Raw genomic sequence first — 14,503 nt, 5'->3', positions numbered from 1 at the left:
GAGGGCGGTCCCTGCCGTCAGGCGGTGAGCCAGATGATCGCGGTGGCCTCGGTCGTCAGGGGTACGACCGAGCCTGCCACCTCGGCACCGTCGGCCGTGCCGTTCGCCGTGTCGGCTTCGCCGTCGAGAACGATCCCGTCGCCGTGCACGGTGACCGTGCGGCCGACGCTCACGCCGGCGGACTCCAGGGCGCGCAACAGCTCGGGGTCGCGGTCGTCGACTCGCAGCACCCGCCCGACATGTCCCTCGACGGCTTCGGCGAGCAGCACGAAAGGTTCGCGGTCGACGCGCCCCTCAGCATCCGGTATCGCATCGCCATGCGGATCGAAGCGGGGCCGACCGAGCCGCGCGTCGATGCCCTCGAGCAGTCGGTCGCTGATGGTGTGCTCGAGCACCTCGGCCTCGTCGTGCACTTCGTCCCAGCCGTAGCCGAACTCGCGCACGAGCCACGTCTCGATGAGCCGGTGCCGGCGGATGATCGCGAGCGCCCGTTCGGTGCCGGCATCCGTCAACCGCACCGCCCCGTAGGGGACGTGCGAGACGAGACCGGCGGCGGCGAGTTTCTTGACCATCTCGGTCACGCTCGACGGCGCGATGCCGAGTTTCGCGGCGAGCACCGACGGCGTGATCGGCGCGTCCTGCCACTCCGTGTGCGCGTATACGGTCTTGAGGTAGTCGTCAGCTGCGGGGGATGCCACGCCTCCACCCTAAGCGCACATCCCCGCCCCGTTCCGGTCGCGAACCTGGTCGAGGAATCGCAGGAAATCCGACCAGGTTCGCGACCGGAACCCTGGGGGCAGGGTCAGGCGCTGAGGAGCAGGTAGAGGAGAGTGGTGTTGAGTGCGATGAGCAGGACCGTCGCCACGACGCCGGCGACGGTCGTCCAGGCGCGGTTCGCGTAGCCCCCGAGGGTACGTCGCTGAGCGGTGAGCACCACCAGCGGGATGAGCGCGAACGGGATGCCGAATGACAGCGCCACCTGGCTGAGCACGAGCGCGAGCGTCGGGTCGACGCCGAGGCCGAGGATGAGCAGGGCCGGAATCAGCGTGACCAGGCGCCGCGCGAGCAACGGGACGCGCACGTGCAGCAGGCCGTGCATGATCTCGGCCCCCGCGTACGCCCCCACCGAGGTCGACGCGAGGCCCGATGCCAGAAGCCCCACCGCGAAGAACGTGGCGACAACAGGTCCGAGGCCGGCAGCGAGGGCGGCGTGGGCGCCTTCGAGCGAGTCGGTGCCTTCGACGCCGGCGAGGTTCGCCGCGGCGAGCAGGAGGATGCAGAGGTTCACCGATCCGGCGATGATCATCGCGATCGTCACGTCCCAGCGGGTGAACTTCAGCAGCCGGCGGATGCGCGCTGGTTCGGTGCGTGCGGCATCCGCCTCTCCCGGCTGCGCGGCGCCGAAGCGGTCGCGGGCGAGCGAGGAGTGCGCGTAGATGGCGTGCGGCATGATTGTCGCCCCGAGGATGGATGCCGCCAGCAGGACGGATCCGGTGTCCTCGAAGCGGGGCACCATGCCGCTGGCGATCCCGGCCGGATCCGGCGGCGCGACGAAGACCCCCGCGACGAAGCCGATCGTGATGATCGCCAACAGAGCGACGATCACGAACTCGAACGGTCGCGGCCCTCGGCGGCTCTGCACGGCGAGCAGCGTCATCGACACCGCTCCCGTGATGATTCCGCCCACGAGCAGCGGCACGCCGAAGAGCAGGTTGAGCGCGACCGCGCCGCCGATCACCTCGGCGAGGTCGGTGGCCATGGCGACGAGCTCGGCCTGCAGCCAGTACGCGCGCCGGCCCCAGCGGTTGCGCAGCCGTGTGCCGAGAACTTCGGGAAGGCTCTGTCCCGTCACGACGCCGAGCTTGGCAGAGAGGTACTGGATCAGCCACGCCATGACGTTGCCTGCGACCACGACCCAGACGAGCAGGTAGCCGTACTGCGCGCCGGCGGTCATGTTGCTGGCCACGTTGCCGGGGTCGAGGTAGGCGACGCCGGCAACGAGGGCGGGACCCAGCAGCCAGAGGCTCCGCGGGGCGGCGGCTCGGGGGGCACCGACGGTCATGGCATTTTTAGGCATACCGAAACCATAGCTGATTTTTCGGCTCACCTAAAGATTTCGGGCCTGCCCGGATCGGATGCTGTCGGCGCCCCACCTGGGCCGCGACGCCCCACCTCAGCTGCGCGGCCCAGGTGGGGCGTCGCAGCTGAGGTGGGGCGTCGGCGGCAGTGTAGCCGGGGGCAGTGCAGCCGCGGGGCAGAGCGCCGATAGCCTGGCGTGATGGACGACGCCCAGCCCGAACCGGCGACCCAGCCCGAACCGGCGACCCAGCCCGAACCGGCGACCCAGGACTCCCCGCAGCCCGGTCACGGCGTCGGCCCGTGGCCGGGCGAGTGGCCGCAGGGCGACCAGTACGACCCCGAACTCCTCGAGCACGGCGACACCCGCAACGTCATCGACCGCTACCGGTACTGGCGGATGGAGGCGATCGTCGCCGAGCTCGATCGGCACCGGCATCCGTTCCATGTCGCGATCGAGAACTGGCAGCACGACATGAACATCGGCTCGATCGTGCGCAGCGCCAACGCGTTCCTCGCCGACACCGTGCACATCATCGGCCGGCGGCGCTGGAACAAGCGCGGCGCCATGGTCACCGATCGCTACCAGCACGTCGTGCATCACGAGACGGTCGAGGCGTTCGCCGCGTGGGCGGCGGATGCCGGAGTGCCGATCATCGCCGTCGACAACGTGGGCGATGCCGTGCCCGTCGACCGAGCCGACCTGCCGGAGCGCTGCGTGCTGCTGTTCGGCCAGGAGGGGCCCGGGCTCTCGCCCGAAGCGCTCGCCGCGGCATCCGCCTGCATCGAGATCACGCAGTACGGCTCGACGCGATCGATCAACGCCAGCGCCGCCGCCGCCGTGATCATGTACGAATGGTGCCGCCGCTACGCCTGAAGCGCCCGGGTCAGCCGCGATCGATGCCGAAGGCGTGCTTCATGAGCGCGTTGACGTCGGCGTCGAGCCGGTCCAGGCGCGAGTGGATGCCGCCGATCTCGGTGCGGATGCCGCCGATCTCGGCGCGCATCTCGGTGCGCACGCTCTGGAACTCTGTACGCATCTCGGTGCGCACGCTCTCGAGCTCGGTGCGGACGCCGCCGATCTCGGTGCGCAGGATGCGGACGAACATGGTCGACATCACTGTGAGAACTCCGAACAGCGATGCTGCGAAGACGCCGATCAGCGTCCACACCTGCGGTTCGGTCATGGTGATCACCCCCTCATTCTGATCCGGTGGCAGTGATTCCGCCAGGGGCTCCCGCGTCCGGCACCGCGGAGGGACTGGGAGTCGCGGTGCCTGTGCGGAACGCGCGGATTCGGGTCGTCGTGCAGGAAGAATGAGCGTGCTCACGCTCCCACCGACACCCACCGCCCCGAGCGCACGCGCCACCCGAGCGTGCCGAGGCGGGCGAGCAGATAGACGCCGAAGAAGGCGGCCGACAGCCAGAGGAGGCCGGCGGCGCCCGCCACCCCGGTGGCCGAGATGATCCAGAGCGCTGGCAGGAATGGCACGAGGTTGATGCCGCCCGCGATCGCCAGATACTTCGCGTCGTCGGCGCCCATGAGCACCCCGTCGAGCACGAACACGATGCCGGCGATCGGCTGCGCGATGGCGAGCACGAGGAGGGCGGGCTGCACGAGGGCGGCGACGGCGGCGTCGCCGGTGAAGACGATGCCGAGCACCCCCGACAGCGCGGCGATGAGCGCCCCGACGATCACGCCGAACCAAGCGCCCCAGGCGACGGTGCGGGCCAGCACCCGACGCACCTGCCGTTCGTCTCCGGCACCGAGCTCCTTGCCGATGAGCGCCTGCGCGGCGATCGCGAGGGCGTCGAGGGCGAAGGCCGCGGCCGAGAAGATCGTGAACACGATCTGCCAGCCGGCCAGCTCCTCGGTGCCGATGCCGGTGGCGATGCCGACGGTCGTGAGCAGGGCTGCGCGCAGGCTCACCGTGCGCAGGAACAGCCAGCCGCCGGAGCGGGCGGTGGAGCGGATGCCGTCGCGCCGGGCCCGCAGCGACGCGCTGTGCACGGCGGCGAGGCGGCGCACGACGAGGACGTAGGCGGCGACCATGCCCCACTGCGCGACGACGGTGCCCGCCGCGGAGCCGGCGATGCCCCAGCCGAATCCGTAGATGAACACGGCGTTCAGCACCGCGTTGGCCGCGAAGCCGAGACCCGCGATCCACAGCGGTGTCATGGTGTTCTGCATGCCGCGCAGGAGCCCGGTCGCTGCGAACACGATGAGCATGGCGGGCAGCCCCCACATCGAGATCATGAGGTAGGCGTTCGCCTCGGCCGACACGGCCGCGTCGGCGCCGAAGAGCGACACCAGCCAGGGCGATGCGACCGCGCCGGACGCGGCGAGCACGGCACCGAGGCCGAGGGCGAGCCACATGCCGTTGATGCCGACGCTGACGGCCTCGCCAGGGCGACCGGCGCCGAAGCGGCGCGCGACCGCGGGCGTGGTCGAGTAGGCGAGGAACACCATGAGCCCGACGATCGTCTGCAGCACGGCCCCGGCGATGCCGAGTCCCGCGAGCGGCGTCGTGCCCAGGTGGCCGACGAGGGCGGCGTCGACGATGAGGAACGCGGGCTCCGCGATGAGCGCGCCCAGGGCGGGCACGGCCAGGCGCAGGATCTCGCGGTTCAGGCTCACCATTCGAGCCTAGGGGGAGGCACCGACATCGGTGACGCCGCCCCGGCATCCGCCGTCGCGCCCGCCCTGGCATCCGTCCGATCCCGCCCCGGCCCCGGCGCTTCTCCGGATGTCCCACGTCCCGCATAGGCTGTTCGCATGACTCTCCCCGCAGGCCTGGCCATCGCCGAGTTCAGCTCCGACATCCGCCCGCAGGACGACCTGTACCGTCACGTGAACGGCACCTGGTTCGCCCGCACCGAGATCCCCGCCGACAAGGCGCGCTGGGGTGCGTTCCACATGCTCGCCGAGCAGGCCGAGAAAGACGTCCGCGCGATCATCGAGGAATCGCAGGATGCCGAGGAGGGCACGCTCGCACGCAAGATCGGCGACCTGTTCGCGAGTTTCATGGACACGGCGCGCATCGAGGCCGCCGGCATCGCCCCGCTCGCCGAGACCTTCGCCGAGATCGATGCGATCGACGGCATCCCCGCGTTCCTGCGCACCGCGGGCGCCTACGACCGCGACGGCCGCGCGCACCTCATCGGGCTCTACGTCAACGGCGACCCGGGCGACCCGGAGCGCTACCTGCCGATCCTGCTGCAGGGCGGGCTCTCGTTGCCCGATGAGAGCTACTACCGCCTCGACGCCTTCGAGCAGACGCGCGCGAAGTACCGCGCGCACCTCGAGCGCCTGCTCGCGCTCGCCGGGGTCGAGGAGGCCGCAGCCGACGCCGACCGCGCCATCGCCCTCGAGCACGAGCTCGCAGGCCACCACTGGGACAACGTGCGCAGCCGTGATGCCGTCGAGACGTACAACCTGAACACGTGGGACCAGCTGCAGGCGCTCGTCGGGGTCGATCTCGCACCGTGGCGGGAGGGCGTCAGCCCGGCATCCCTGCGCGAGGCCGGCGACCCCGACCCGTTCGCAGAGGTGGTCGTGTCGCAGCCGAGCTTCTTCGAAGCGCTCGGCACGCTGCTGACCGGTGACCGGCTCGACGACTGGAAGGCCTGGCTGCGGGCCCAGGTCGTGCACACGGCGGCGCCGTACCTCACCGACGACCTCGTGCACGAGAACTTCTCGTTCTACGGCACCGAGCTGTCGGGGGTGCCCAGCATCCGCGAGCGCTGGAAGCGCGGCGTCTCGGTCACCGAGGGCGCCCTCGGCGAGGCGATCGGCGAACTGTACGTCCAGCGCCACTACCCGCCGACCGCGAAGGCGGCGATGGACGAGCTCGTCGGCAACCTCATCGAGGCGTACCGGCAGAGCATCGCCACGCTCGAGTGGATGACGCCCGAGACGCGCGAGCGCGCACTCGCCAAGCTCGACGCGTTCACGCCGAAGATCGGCCACCCCGAAGTGTGGCGCGACTACTCCACGCTCGTCATCGATCGCGAGGACCTGCTCGGCAACGTGCGCCGCGCCGCGATGTTCGAGCACGATCGCCACATCGCCAAGGTGGGTCGGCCCATCGACCGCACCGAGTGGCATATGCCTCCGCAGATGGTGAACGCCTACTACAACCCGTCGATGAACGAGATCGTCTTCCCGGCGGCGATCCTGCAGTATCCGTTCTTCGACGCGACCCGCGACGCGGCTGCGAACTACGGCGGCATCGGCGCGGTCATCGGACACGAGATCGGTCACGGCTTCGACGACCAGGGCAGCCGCTACGACGGCACCGGCAAGCTCGACGACTGGTGGACCGACTCCGACCGGGCCGCCTTCGAGGAGCGCACCGAGGCCCTCATCGCCCAGTACGACGCGCTCGTACCCGAGGGGCTCGACCCCGAGCACCACGTCAACGGTGCGCTCACGATCGGTGAGAACATCGGCGACCTCGGTGGTCTCGGCATCGCGCTGAAGGCGTACGAGCTTTCGCTCGGTGGAGCGGAAGCCCCGGTGATCGAGGGCTACACGGGCGTGCAGCGGCTGCTGCTGTCGTGGGCGCAGGTGTGGCAGCAGAAGAGCCGCGAGGCCGAGACGCTGCGGCTGCTCACGATCGATCCGCACGCCCCGAGCGAGTTCCGCTGCAATCAGATCGTGCGCAACATCGATGCGTTCTACGAGGCGTTCGGCGTGACCGAGGCCGACGCCCTCTGGCTGCCGGCTGAACGGCGTGTCACGATCTGGTGAGCATTCCGCGCTCGGAGTGAGCGGTCCCGCGCAGGCGGGTTACGATAACCATGCTGCTGGGGAGCACGCCCTCCCCGCATCCCGCACATCCCTCCCCCTCAAAGGATCACGCGTGGGTACTTCCGAGCCTGTCGAAGGCTTCCGCAACTCGTCGGGCTCCGACGCGACGCCCGGACGCCGGGCGCAGCGCGCCAGTCGGCGCCTGCCGCGGCGCGCCGCCGTCGGGCGGCGTTCGTTCACCTCGACGGTGCGCGCGCTGGAGGAGCTCGCGGATGCCGGCGCCCGGGTCTCGGTGCACGTCGTCGACCTCGACTCCCATGTGCATGTCCTCTCCGGCGATGACCATGTGACCCTTCCCGTGGCCGGGCTCGGCGTGGTCCCGCTTCTCATCGAGGTTGCGGCGGGGTTCGAGTCGGGCACGCTCGACCCGCTGGAGATCGTCGAGCGCTCCGATGCCGATCAGGTGACGACCTCTGGTCTGTGGCGGCATCTGCATGCGCCGGCCCTGCCCCTCGAGGACTTGGCGGTGCTGGTGGCCACGAGCGGCGACCCGATCGCGGCGAACGTGCTGCTGAAGCGGGTCGGGCACGACCGGGTGCGAGAGCGCCTGGAGTCGCTGGGGCTGCGGCGCACTGCGCTGCTCGACCGGTTCCGCGATCAGCGCGGTCCCGACGACGCCCCGCACGTCGCGGTCGGCTCGACGAGAGAGCTTGCCGGCCTCTTCTCGGCGCTGGTGAACTCGCAGGTGGTCGACGCGGCTGTCAGCGCCCAGGTCGCCGAATGGCTGAGCCTCAACCAGGATCTGAGCCTCGCTGCCGCCTCCACGGGCCTTGATCCGTTCGCGCACGAGCACGACGCCCACGGACTGCTGTTCATCAACAAGACCGGTCGCGACCGCGGGGTGCGCGTCGAGGCCGGTGTGCTCGCGGGCCCGAGGGCGGGCGTGGCCTACGCGCTCGTCGTGTGCTTCGACGATCTCTCGATCGCGCACCGGCTTCGGGCTCATGACGTCTTTCGTGTGCTCGGGATCGAGCTCATGGAGTACACGCACTGACATCGGGACCCGGGGGCGTAGGGTCGAGACATGCCCCGAGACGACTGGACGCCGCATCGCCGCGACGACGGCGAGCTGCTCGGCTGGATCCACCCCGAAGGCGACGACTGGGTGGCGGTCGACGTGCTCGGCCGCCCGGCATCCGCTCCCGGCGAGTGGCTCGATGCCGAGGCCGCCCTCGAAGCGCACGGCATCGCCTGGCTCGCCGACCCGTGGATGCTGGAGGGGGAGGCTGATCGTCCGCTGCGCGTCCGCATCGTCGAGGTGACACCCGACGAGGCGGGAACGCCCGGCCGGATCGTGGTGAAGGTCGATGACTTCGGCGACATGACGCGGCCGCCGACGGCGCGGTTCACCTTGGCCTGGCCGATCCCCGACCGTCTGCGCCCGCCGCACGACGGCGACCCCGATCCGCGGGAGATCTCGCGCTGACGTTCAGCCGGGGATCGACGGATGCTGCTCCGCCGCGCGCTGGCGGGGGATGAACAGCGACAGCACCACGGTCATGTCCGCTGCGGCGATCGCGAGCCAGAAGCACACGTCGAAGGCGGCCCGCGTAGGCATGGCGACGCCGTCGATCTGCACGCTCATCGCGGCCAGCACACCGCCCATGACGGCGGACGCGCTGGAGGTGCCGACCGAGCGGAACAGCGCGTTCAGGCCGTTCGAGGCCCCGGTCTCGCTCGCCGGCACCGAGCGCATGATGATCATCGGCATTGCGGCGAACGTGAAGCCGATCCCGATGCCGATGAGGATGTTCGCGACGAAGATGTGCCACGCCTCGCTCGACCACAGCAGCACGAACACGTAGGCGGGCACGATGGCGGCGGCGCCCCAGGTGAACAGCGGACGAGGGCCGACGGTGCGCTCCAGCCACCCCGACAGCGGCGAGATGACCATCATCACCAGGCCCGCCGGCATGATCACGAGCGCGGCTGACACCATGTCGAGCCCGAAGCCCGCCCCCGATGCGGTCGGCATCTCCAGCAGCTGCGGGAACGTCACGTTCGATGCGAACAGGGCGAAGCCCATGCCGATGGCGGCGATGTTCGTGAAGAGCACCGCGGGGCGGGCCGCGACGCGCAGGTCCAGCAGCGGGTCCTTCGTGCGCAGCTGGTACCAGGCCCAGACGATGAGCACGAGCACGCCGCCGATGATGCACGCGAGGGTGATCGGCGCGGTCCATCCCCACTCGGCGCCGCGGGAGACGAACAGCAGGATGCCGGTGAGCCCGGCCGCGAGTCCGATCGCGCCCAGCACGTCGAGCCTGCCGGGGAAGAGGAGCACGTCTTCGGGGACGGTGACCAGCACCAGCACGAGTCCGATGGCGCCGACGGCGGCGGCGAGCCAGAACAGCCAGTGCCAGTCGGCGTTCTCGGCGAGCAGGGCCGCGACCGGAAGCCCCAGGGCTGCCCCGACGCCCATCGTGGCGCTCATCAGCGCGACCGCGGTGCCGAGCCGTTCCGGCGGAAGCGCATCGCGCATGACCGCGATGCCGAGCGGCACGACCCCGGTGACGGCGCCCTGGAGGGCGCGGCCGATGAGCACGCCGACGATCGTCCCCGACAGCGCCGCGATCGCCGAGCCGACGACGAGCAGGGCGAGGAGCACGATGATGACCCGGCGCTTGCCGTACATGTCGCCCAGACGGCCGGAGATCGGCGTGGCGACGGCAGCGACGAGCAGCGTGATCGTGATGACTCAGGTGGTCTCCTCGCGGGAGGCGTTCAGCAGATGGGGGAGCTCGGACTGCAGGGGGACCACGAGCGTGAACATGAACGACGAGCAGAGTCCGGCGAACGCGAGGACCGCGACGATCGCCCACTTCGGAGGGGTGCGCGACAGCCGTCTGCGTGCCCGGTCGTCGTTCTCTCCCATCGCTTCAGGCTATCGGCGTTCCGCGGGGCGGGGCGCCGTCGTTCAGGCCGGGAGCACGAACTCCCCGCTCTCGCCGGGATCGCCCGCGGTCTCCCAGCGGAAGCCGTCGGGATCGGTGAAGTGTCCCGAGCATCCGCCCCATTCGCGGCGCACCGCACCGGCGTGGTTCGATGGGCGCATGAGCGATCACGAACAGCACCCGGCTGACACCGGCTGGCACCGCTGGGCACCGATCGGCGAGACCCTCGACAGCAGCGGAGTGCTGGAGGGGCTCTCCGGCATGAGCGTCGCGGCCTTCGGACTGCAGCCGCTGGCGCCGATGCTCGTTCCCGAGAAGCCGCGCGGCGGCGAGCTCGATCCGTCCGAGTGCGGGCACTGCCGTCCCTCCGAGCACACGATCTGGCAGGACGACGAGTGGCGCGTGAGCGCGGGGTTCGCGGGGCCGAGCGGGCTGCCGTTCATCGGTGCCATCGCGCCCCGCAGCCACGTGCGGCTGGAGGATGCGCCGATCGAGGTGCTCGCCGGTCTCGTTCCCCTCCTGCAGCGGATATCCGAGGCAGGCAAGGCGATTCCCGCTGTCGCACGCGTGCACTTCTCGCGGTGGAACGACGGATCCGCGCGCCTGCACCTGTGGGCGTACGCACGGCCGGCCGGCATGATGCAGGGCCGCGGCGCGATCCTCCCCTTCTGGGAGCAGTGCCTGCCCGCGATGCCCGACGACATGATGCGCGAGAACCTCGAGACCGTGGCGTGCGCGCTCGCCGCGGGAGGCGGCGAAGCCTTCCCGAACCGCTGACACCCCGGGCGAAGGTTTCGTGTCGCGAGCGATGAGGGACAGACTGTGAGGGTGCGCACCATCCGCGATCTCGACACCGTAGAACTCATCATCGACGCCCAGTCGCTGCTGGACTCGATCCGCGGCCCCGAACGGGTCATCGATGCCGGCACCCTGCGCGCCCTGCAGCAATCGGGCAACTACGTCGTCGGCCTCTTCGACGACGAGAGCGGCGAGGAGCGCATGGTCGGCGCATCGATCGCCTTCTTCGGGGCGCCTGCGCGGCGCGCCATGCACTCGCACATCACGGCGCTGCGACCGGAGTACCGCGGCCGCGGCTGGGGGCGCGAGCTCAAGGAGCACCAGCGGCAGTGGGCGTTCTCGCGCGACGTCGGACGCATCAGCTGGACGTTCGACCCGCTCGTCGCGCGTAACGCGCACTTCTTCCTCACCGTGCTCGGCGCCAGGGTCACCGGATACGCGGTGAACCAGTACGGCATCTTCGGAGGAGGGGATGCTGGCGACGAGAGCGACCGGCTCGACGTGGAGTGGGCGCTGGCCGACATCGCCAAGCCCCCGGCATCCGACGCGGTCGTCGAGACGCTGGCCATCCCCGCCGACATCGAGGCTCTCCGGGTGACGGATCCGGATGCTGCGCATGAGTGGCGCCTGCGGCTGCGCTCCGAGATCGAGGCGCTGCTCGGTCGGAGCCTCGTCATCGCCGGCTTCGACGTCGAGCGCGGGTACCTCTTCACCGAGGCCTGAGCCGTCACCCGGCATCCGCTCTCCGCCTCGCCGCTGGATCGTCTTCGGCGGTCGATTCTGGGGCCGCACGCAGTGATGCCCGCTCCTTCGCGAATCGGAGCGGGCATCTGTGGGGTGATGAATGTGCGGACTCTGGGATTCCTCACATCTTTGTGGGGTTGCTGAGCCTGGGGCTCTCCTCGTGTTGCTATGGGAGGAGCGTGGGGCTCCTCACATCTATGAGACGACGGGATGCGTGATTCATTACGCGAGTACGACAACAAAGTTCCGGAGAGTGCCGGGTGCTCAGCGGACAGCGCGCGCATTGCCCCGGATACAATGATCGAGCCCGTGTTCACGGGTCTCTTCTCCGCATCCGACCATTGGAGCCACCGTGGCCGAACAGTCCCGTCTTGACAAGGTCATCGCCCTCGCCCGCCATCGCGGGTTCGTCTTCCAGGCGGGTGAGATCTACGGCGGTTCCCGGTCGGCGTGGGACTACGGACCCCTCGGCACCGAGCTCAAGGAGAACATCCGCCGTCAGTGGTGGCAGACCTTCGTGCGCGGCCGCGGCGACATGGTGGGCCTGGACTCCTCGATCATCCTGCCCAAGCGCGTGTGGGAGGCCTCCGGCCACGTCGCGACCTTCACCGATCCGCTGGTCGAGTGCCTCAGCTGCCATAAGCGCTTCCGTGCCGACAACCTCATCGAGGACTTCGAGGCGCGCAAGGGCCGCAAGGCCGAGAACGGCCTCGCGGACGTCCCCTGCCCGAACTGCGGCACCAAGGGTCAGTACACCGAGCCGAAGTCGTTCTCGGGCCTCGTGAAGACCTACCTCGGTGTCGTCGACGACGAGTCGGGTCTGCACTTCCTGCGTCCGGAGACCGCGCAGGGCATCTTCGTGAACTTCACCAACGTGCTCACCGCCAGCCGCAAGAAGCCGCCGTTCGGCATCGGCCAGGTCGGCAAGGCGTTCCGCAACGAGATCACGCCGGGCAACTTCATCTTCCGCACGCGCGAGTTCGAGCAGATGGAGATCGAGTACTTCACCCCGCCCGCCGAGGCGCAGGAGTGGTTCGAGCACTGGGTTGAGGCCTGCTGGAACTGGTTCGTCGACCTCGGGATCGACCCCGACAACATGCGCCGCTTCGACGTGCCGGAGGAAGACCGCGCGCACTACTCGGCCGGCACCATCGACGTCGAGTACCGCTTCGGCTTCCAGGGCAAGGAGTGGGGCGAGCTCATGGGCATCGCCAACCGCACCGACTACGACCTCTCCAGCCACAGCGAGGCATCCGGTTCGTCGCTGTCGTTCTTCGACCAGGCATCGGGCGAGCGCTACACGCCGTACGTGATCGAGCCGTCGTTCGGCCTCACCCGCGCGATGATGGCGTTCCTCGTCGACGCCTACGTCGAAGAGGAGGTGCCCAACGCCAAGGGCGGCACCGACGTGCGCACCGTGCTCAAGCTCGACCCGCGCCTGGCCCCCGTCAAGGTGGCGGTGCTGCCGCTGAGCCGCAACGAGAAGCTCTCGCCGCTCGCGCGCGAGGTCGCCGACACCCTGCGCGGCTCGTGGGCGATCGACTTCGACGACGCCGGCGCCATCGGCCGTCGCTACCGCCGCCAGGACGAGGTCGGCACGCCGTTCTGCGTGACCGTCGACTTCGACTCGCTCGAAGACGGGGCCGTCACCGTGCGCGACCGCGACACGATGGCGCAGGAGCGCATCGCGATCGCCGAGCTGCCGCAGTACCTCGCCGAGCGCCTGAAGGGCGCCTGACGCCCGCGCGTCTTTTCGCACGCCCGCTGAGACCCCGTCTTGCCGCCGAGACCCCCGGCTGTTCGTGTGAACAGCCGGGGGTCTCGGCCGTAGCGCGGGGTCTCGGGGAGCATAGGGTGAGGGGATGACCGATGAACACCGCGCTGCGCGTGCGCGCCGCCGCACCTGGGTGACCGGCGGTGTGCTGGTGGTCCTCACCGCGCTCGTGGGCGTCTTCGCCCGGTTCGACCTGGCGCGGTTCCACTTCCTGAAGGACGTCCTGTGGGCGCTCGCGGTGACGGTCCTCGTGATCGGTCTCGGCCGGGCGGGGAGCATCACCGCGCGCCGGCCGATCGCATCGATCGTCGTGCTGCTGCAGGTGGCGGTCGCGAGCCCGCTGCTGCCGGCGTTCCTCAGCGGCCTCGCCCCTCGTGACACCGGGAATCTCTACGAGGAGGAGGACGCGTACATGGCGCTGATGATGCCGTACTTCTTCGCCGTGTTCGCGTTGACGGTGGCCGCCGTCATCCTCATCGGCATCATCGGCGCCCTGCCGCACGGATGCAGCTGGGCGCCGGCGGTCGTCACCGCGGCATCCGCGCTCGCATCGGCGGCGGCCGTGGCCGTCGTGCCGCTGACCGACGAGGCCGGCCCCGTGCGGCGGGTGCTGTTCGAGGTGCCTGGGGCGGGGATGCTGTTGCTCGGCGTACTCGCGATCGTGCTCGGTGTTCGGGCGGAACGGGCGGAGCGGGCGACGCCGGTGGTGACCGAGCGAGGCGGGGCCGAGGTGTCGATCAGCTCATGACGGTGGGCTGCACGTCGTTCTCTTCGGTCGGTGAGGCGCAGGAAGTGTCCGTCGGGATCGAGGTGACGGAAGCCGGTCAGCTCCGAGCAGCCGCAGCCTTCATCGCCTTCTTGTGCTCGCGCACCTTCGTGAGCGACTCGGGGGAGACGATGTCGGCGACGCTGCGGAAGGATCCCTCCTCGCCGTAGGGAGCGGATGCTTCGCGCCAGCCCTCGCCGGTGAAGCCGTACTGCTTCCCGAGGAGCGCGAGGAAGATCTTCGCCTTCTGCTCGCCGAAGCCCGGCAGCGCCTTCAGCCGCTTCAGCACCTCGGCACCGGTCGGGTCGCCCTCCGTCCACAGGTTCGCGGCATCCCCTCCCCAATGGTCGACGATCTCCTGGCACAGCGTCTGCACGCGCGTGGCCATGGAGCCGGGGAACCGGTGCGCGGCCGGGCTCTGTCGGAACGCCTCGAGGAACTTTTCGGGATCCATGCTCGCGATCGCGGCGGCATCCGATGCTCCCGTGCGCTGCTCGATCTTGAGGGGGCCGGCGAACGCGGTCTCCATCGGCACCTGCTGGTCGAGCAGCATCCCGATGAGGAGGGCGAGTGGGTTGTCGGTGAGCAGGGCGTCGGCGGCGGTGTCTCCGGTGATGTGCAGGGCCATGCGACCAGTGTCG

Annotated in this window: 14 protein-coding genes and 1 pseudogene; 8 read left to right on the top strand and 7 right to left on the bottom strand. The window is 70.0% G+C overall.

Annotated elements, in window-relative coordinates; translation table 11 throughout:
* Nucleotides 1–17: 17 nt before the first annotated feature.
* A complete protein-coding gene (locus tag QM568_RS09570; protein ID WP_415138198.1) occupies nt 18–698 on the bottom strand; it encodes a metal-dependent transcriptional regulator in 681 nt (226 codons plus the stop codon).
* Nucleotides 699–802: 104 nt separating this feature from the next.
* Nucleotides 803–2,077: an Nramp family divalent metal transporter gene (locus QM568_RS09565; RefSeq protein ID WP_415138196.1), complete on the bottom strand. Its 1,275-nt coding sequence runs from the start codon at nt 2,075–2,077 to the stop codon at nt 803–805.
* A gap of 201 nt (nt 2,078–2,278) precedes the next feature.
* Here QM568_RS09565 and QM568_RS09560 point away from each other — a divergent pair, with 201 nt between their 5' ends.
* Complete coding sequence (locus QM568_RS09560; RefSeq protein ID WP_415138194.1) at nt 2,279–2,953, top strand: TrmH family RNA methyltransferase; 675 nt, start codon at nt 2,279–2,281, stop codon at nt 2,951–2,953.
* Between the two features lie 10 nt (nt 2,954–2,963).
* Here the strand turns inward: QM568_RS09560 and QM568_RS09555 are convergent, their stop codons facing one another.
* Nucleotides 2,964–3,263, bottom strand: coding sequence for a hypothetical protein (locus QM568_RS09555; RefSeq protein WP_415138268.1), 300 nt, complete (start codon nt 3,261–3,263; stop codon nt 2,964–2,966).
* Between the two features lie 140 nt (nt 3,264–3,403).
* A complete protein-coding gene (locus QM568_RS09550; RefSeq protein WP_415138192.1) occupies nt 3,404–4,714 on the bottom strand; it encodes an MATE family efflux transporter in 1,311 nt (436 codons plus the stop codon).
* Between the two features lie 138 nt (nt 4,715–4,852).
* On the opposite strand from QM568_RS09550, the gene QM568_RS09545 reads away from it, so the two are divergent.
* The 3 genes from QM568_RS09545 to QM568_RS09535 all read left to right on the top strand — a co-directional run bounded on the left by QM568_RS09545 (nt 4,853) and on the right by QM568_RS09535 (nt 8,315).
* Nucleotides 4,853–6,829, top strand: a complete 1,977-nt coding sequence (locus QM568_RS09545) for a M13 family metallopeptidase (protein WP_415138190.1) — start codon at nt 4,853–4,855, stop codon at nt 6,827–6,829.
* 112 nt (nt 6,830–6,941) lie between these two features.
* Entirely contained in the window at nt 6,942–7,883 is a 942-nt protein-coding gene (locus QM568_RS09540) for a serine hydrolase (protein ID WP_415138188.1), read from the top strand.
* Between the two features lie 30 nt (nt 7,884–7,913).
* Complete coding sequence (locus tag QM568_RS09535) at nt 7,914–8,315, top strand: hypothetical protein (RefSeq protein ID WP_415138186.1); 402 nt, start codon at nt 7,914–7,916, stop codon at nt 8,313–8,315.
* A 3-nt stretch (nt 8,316–8,318) separates the two neighbouring features.
* On the opposite strand, the pseudogene QM568_RS09530 reads toward QM568_RS09535, so the two are convergent.
* Together QM568_RS09530 and QM568_RS09525 are read right to left on the bottom strand one after the other, a co-directional pair.
* Nucleotides 8,319–9,761, bottom strand: a pseudogene (locus QM568_RS09530) (MFS transporter).
* 42 nt (nt 9,762–9,803) lie between these two features.
* Complete coding sequence (locus tag QM568_RS09525; protein ID WP_415138184.1) at nt 9,804–9,941, bottom strand: hypothetical protein; 138 nt, start codon at nt 9,939–9,941, stop codon at nt 9,804–9,806.
* On the opposite strand from QM568_RS09525, the gene QM568_RS09520 reads away from it, so the two are divergent.
* The 4 genes from QM568_RS09520 to QM568_RS09505 all read left to right on the top strand — a co-directional run bounded on the left by QM568_RS09520 (nt 9,940) and on the right by QM568_RS09505 (nt 13,844).
* A complete protein-coding gene (locus QM568_RS09520) occupies nt 9,940–10,557 on the top strand; it encodes a hypothetical protein (protein ID WP_415138182.1) in 618 nt (205 codons plus the stop codon). The two genes, QM568_RS09525 and QM568_RS09520, sit on opposite strands and share 2 nt — an antisense overlap.
* A 51-nt stretch (nt 10,558–10,608) precedes the next feature.
* Nucleotides 10,609–11,301 carry a GNAT family N-acetyltransferase gene (locus tag QM568_RS09515; RefSeq protein WP_415138180.1) on the top strand — a complete coding sequence of 231 codons (693 nt, stop codon included), beginning with the start codon at nt 10,609–10,611 and terminating at the stop codon, nt 11,299–11,301.
* A gap of 373 nt (nt 11,302–11,674) precedes the next feature.
* Nucleotides 11,675–13,060, top strand: coding sequence for a glycine--tRNA ligase (locus QM568_RS09510; RefSeq protein WP_415138178.1), 1,386 nt, complete (start codon nt 11,675–11,677; stop codon nt 13,058–13,060).
* A 124-nt stretch (nt 13,061–13,184) separates the two neighbouring features.
* A complete protein-coding gene (locus QM568_RS09505) occupies nt 13,185–13,844 on the top strand; it encodes a hypothetical protein (protein ID WP_415138176.1) in 660 nt (219 codons plus the stop codon).
* 76 nt (nt 13,845–13,920) lie between these two features.
* On the opposite strand, the gene QM568_RS09500 is transcribed toward QM568_RS09505, so the two are convergent.
* A complete protein-coding gene (locus QM568_RS09500) occupies nt 13,921–14,490 on the bottom strand; it encodes an HhH-GPD-type base excision DNA repair protein (RefSeq protein WP_415138174.1) in 570 nt (189 codons plus the stop codon).
* Nucleotides 14,491–14,503 lie beyond the last annotated feature (13 nt).

Origin of the sequence: Microbacterium sp. (genome assembly GCF_047607465.1) — a bacterium.
GTDB lineage: Bacteria > Actinomycetota > Actinomycetes > Actinomycetales > Microbacteriaceae > Microbacterium.
Note: the sequence above shows the minus strand (reverse complement) of the source record. Positions and strands in the feature narration are given on the sequence as shown.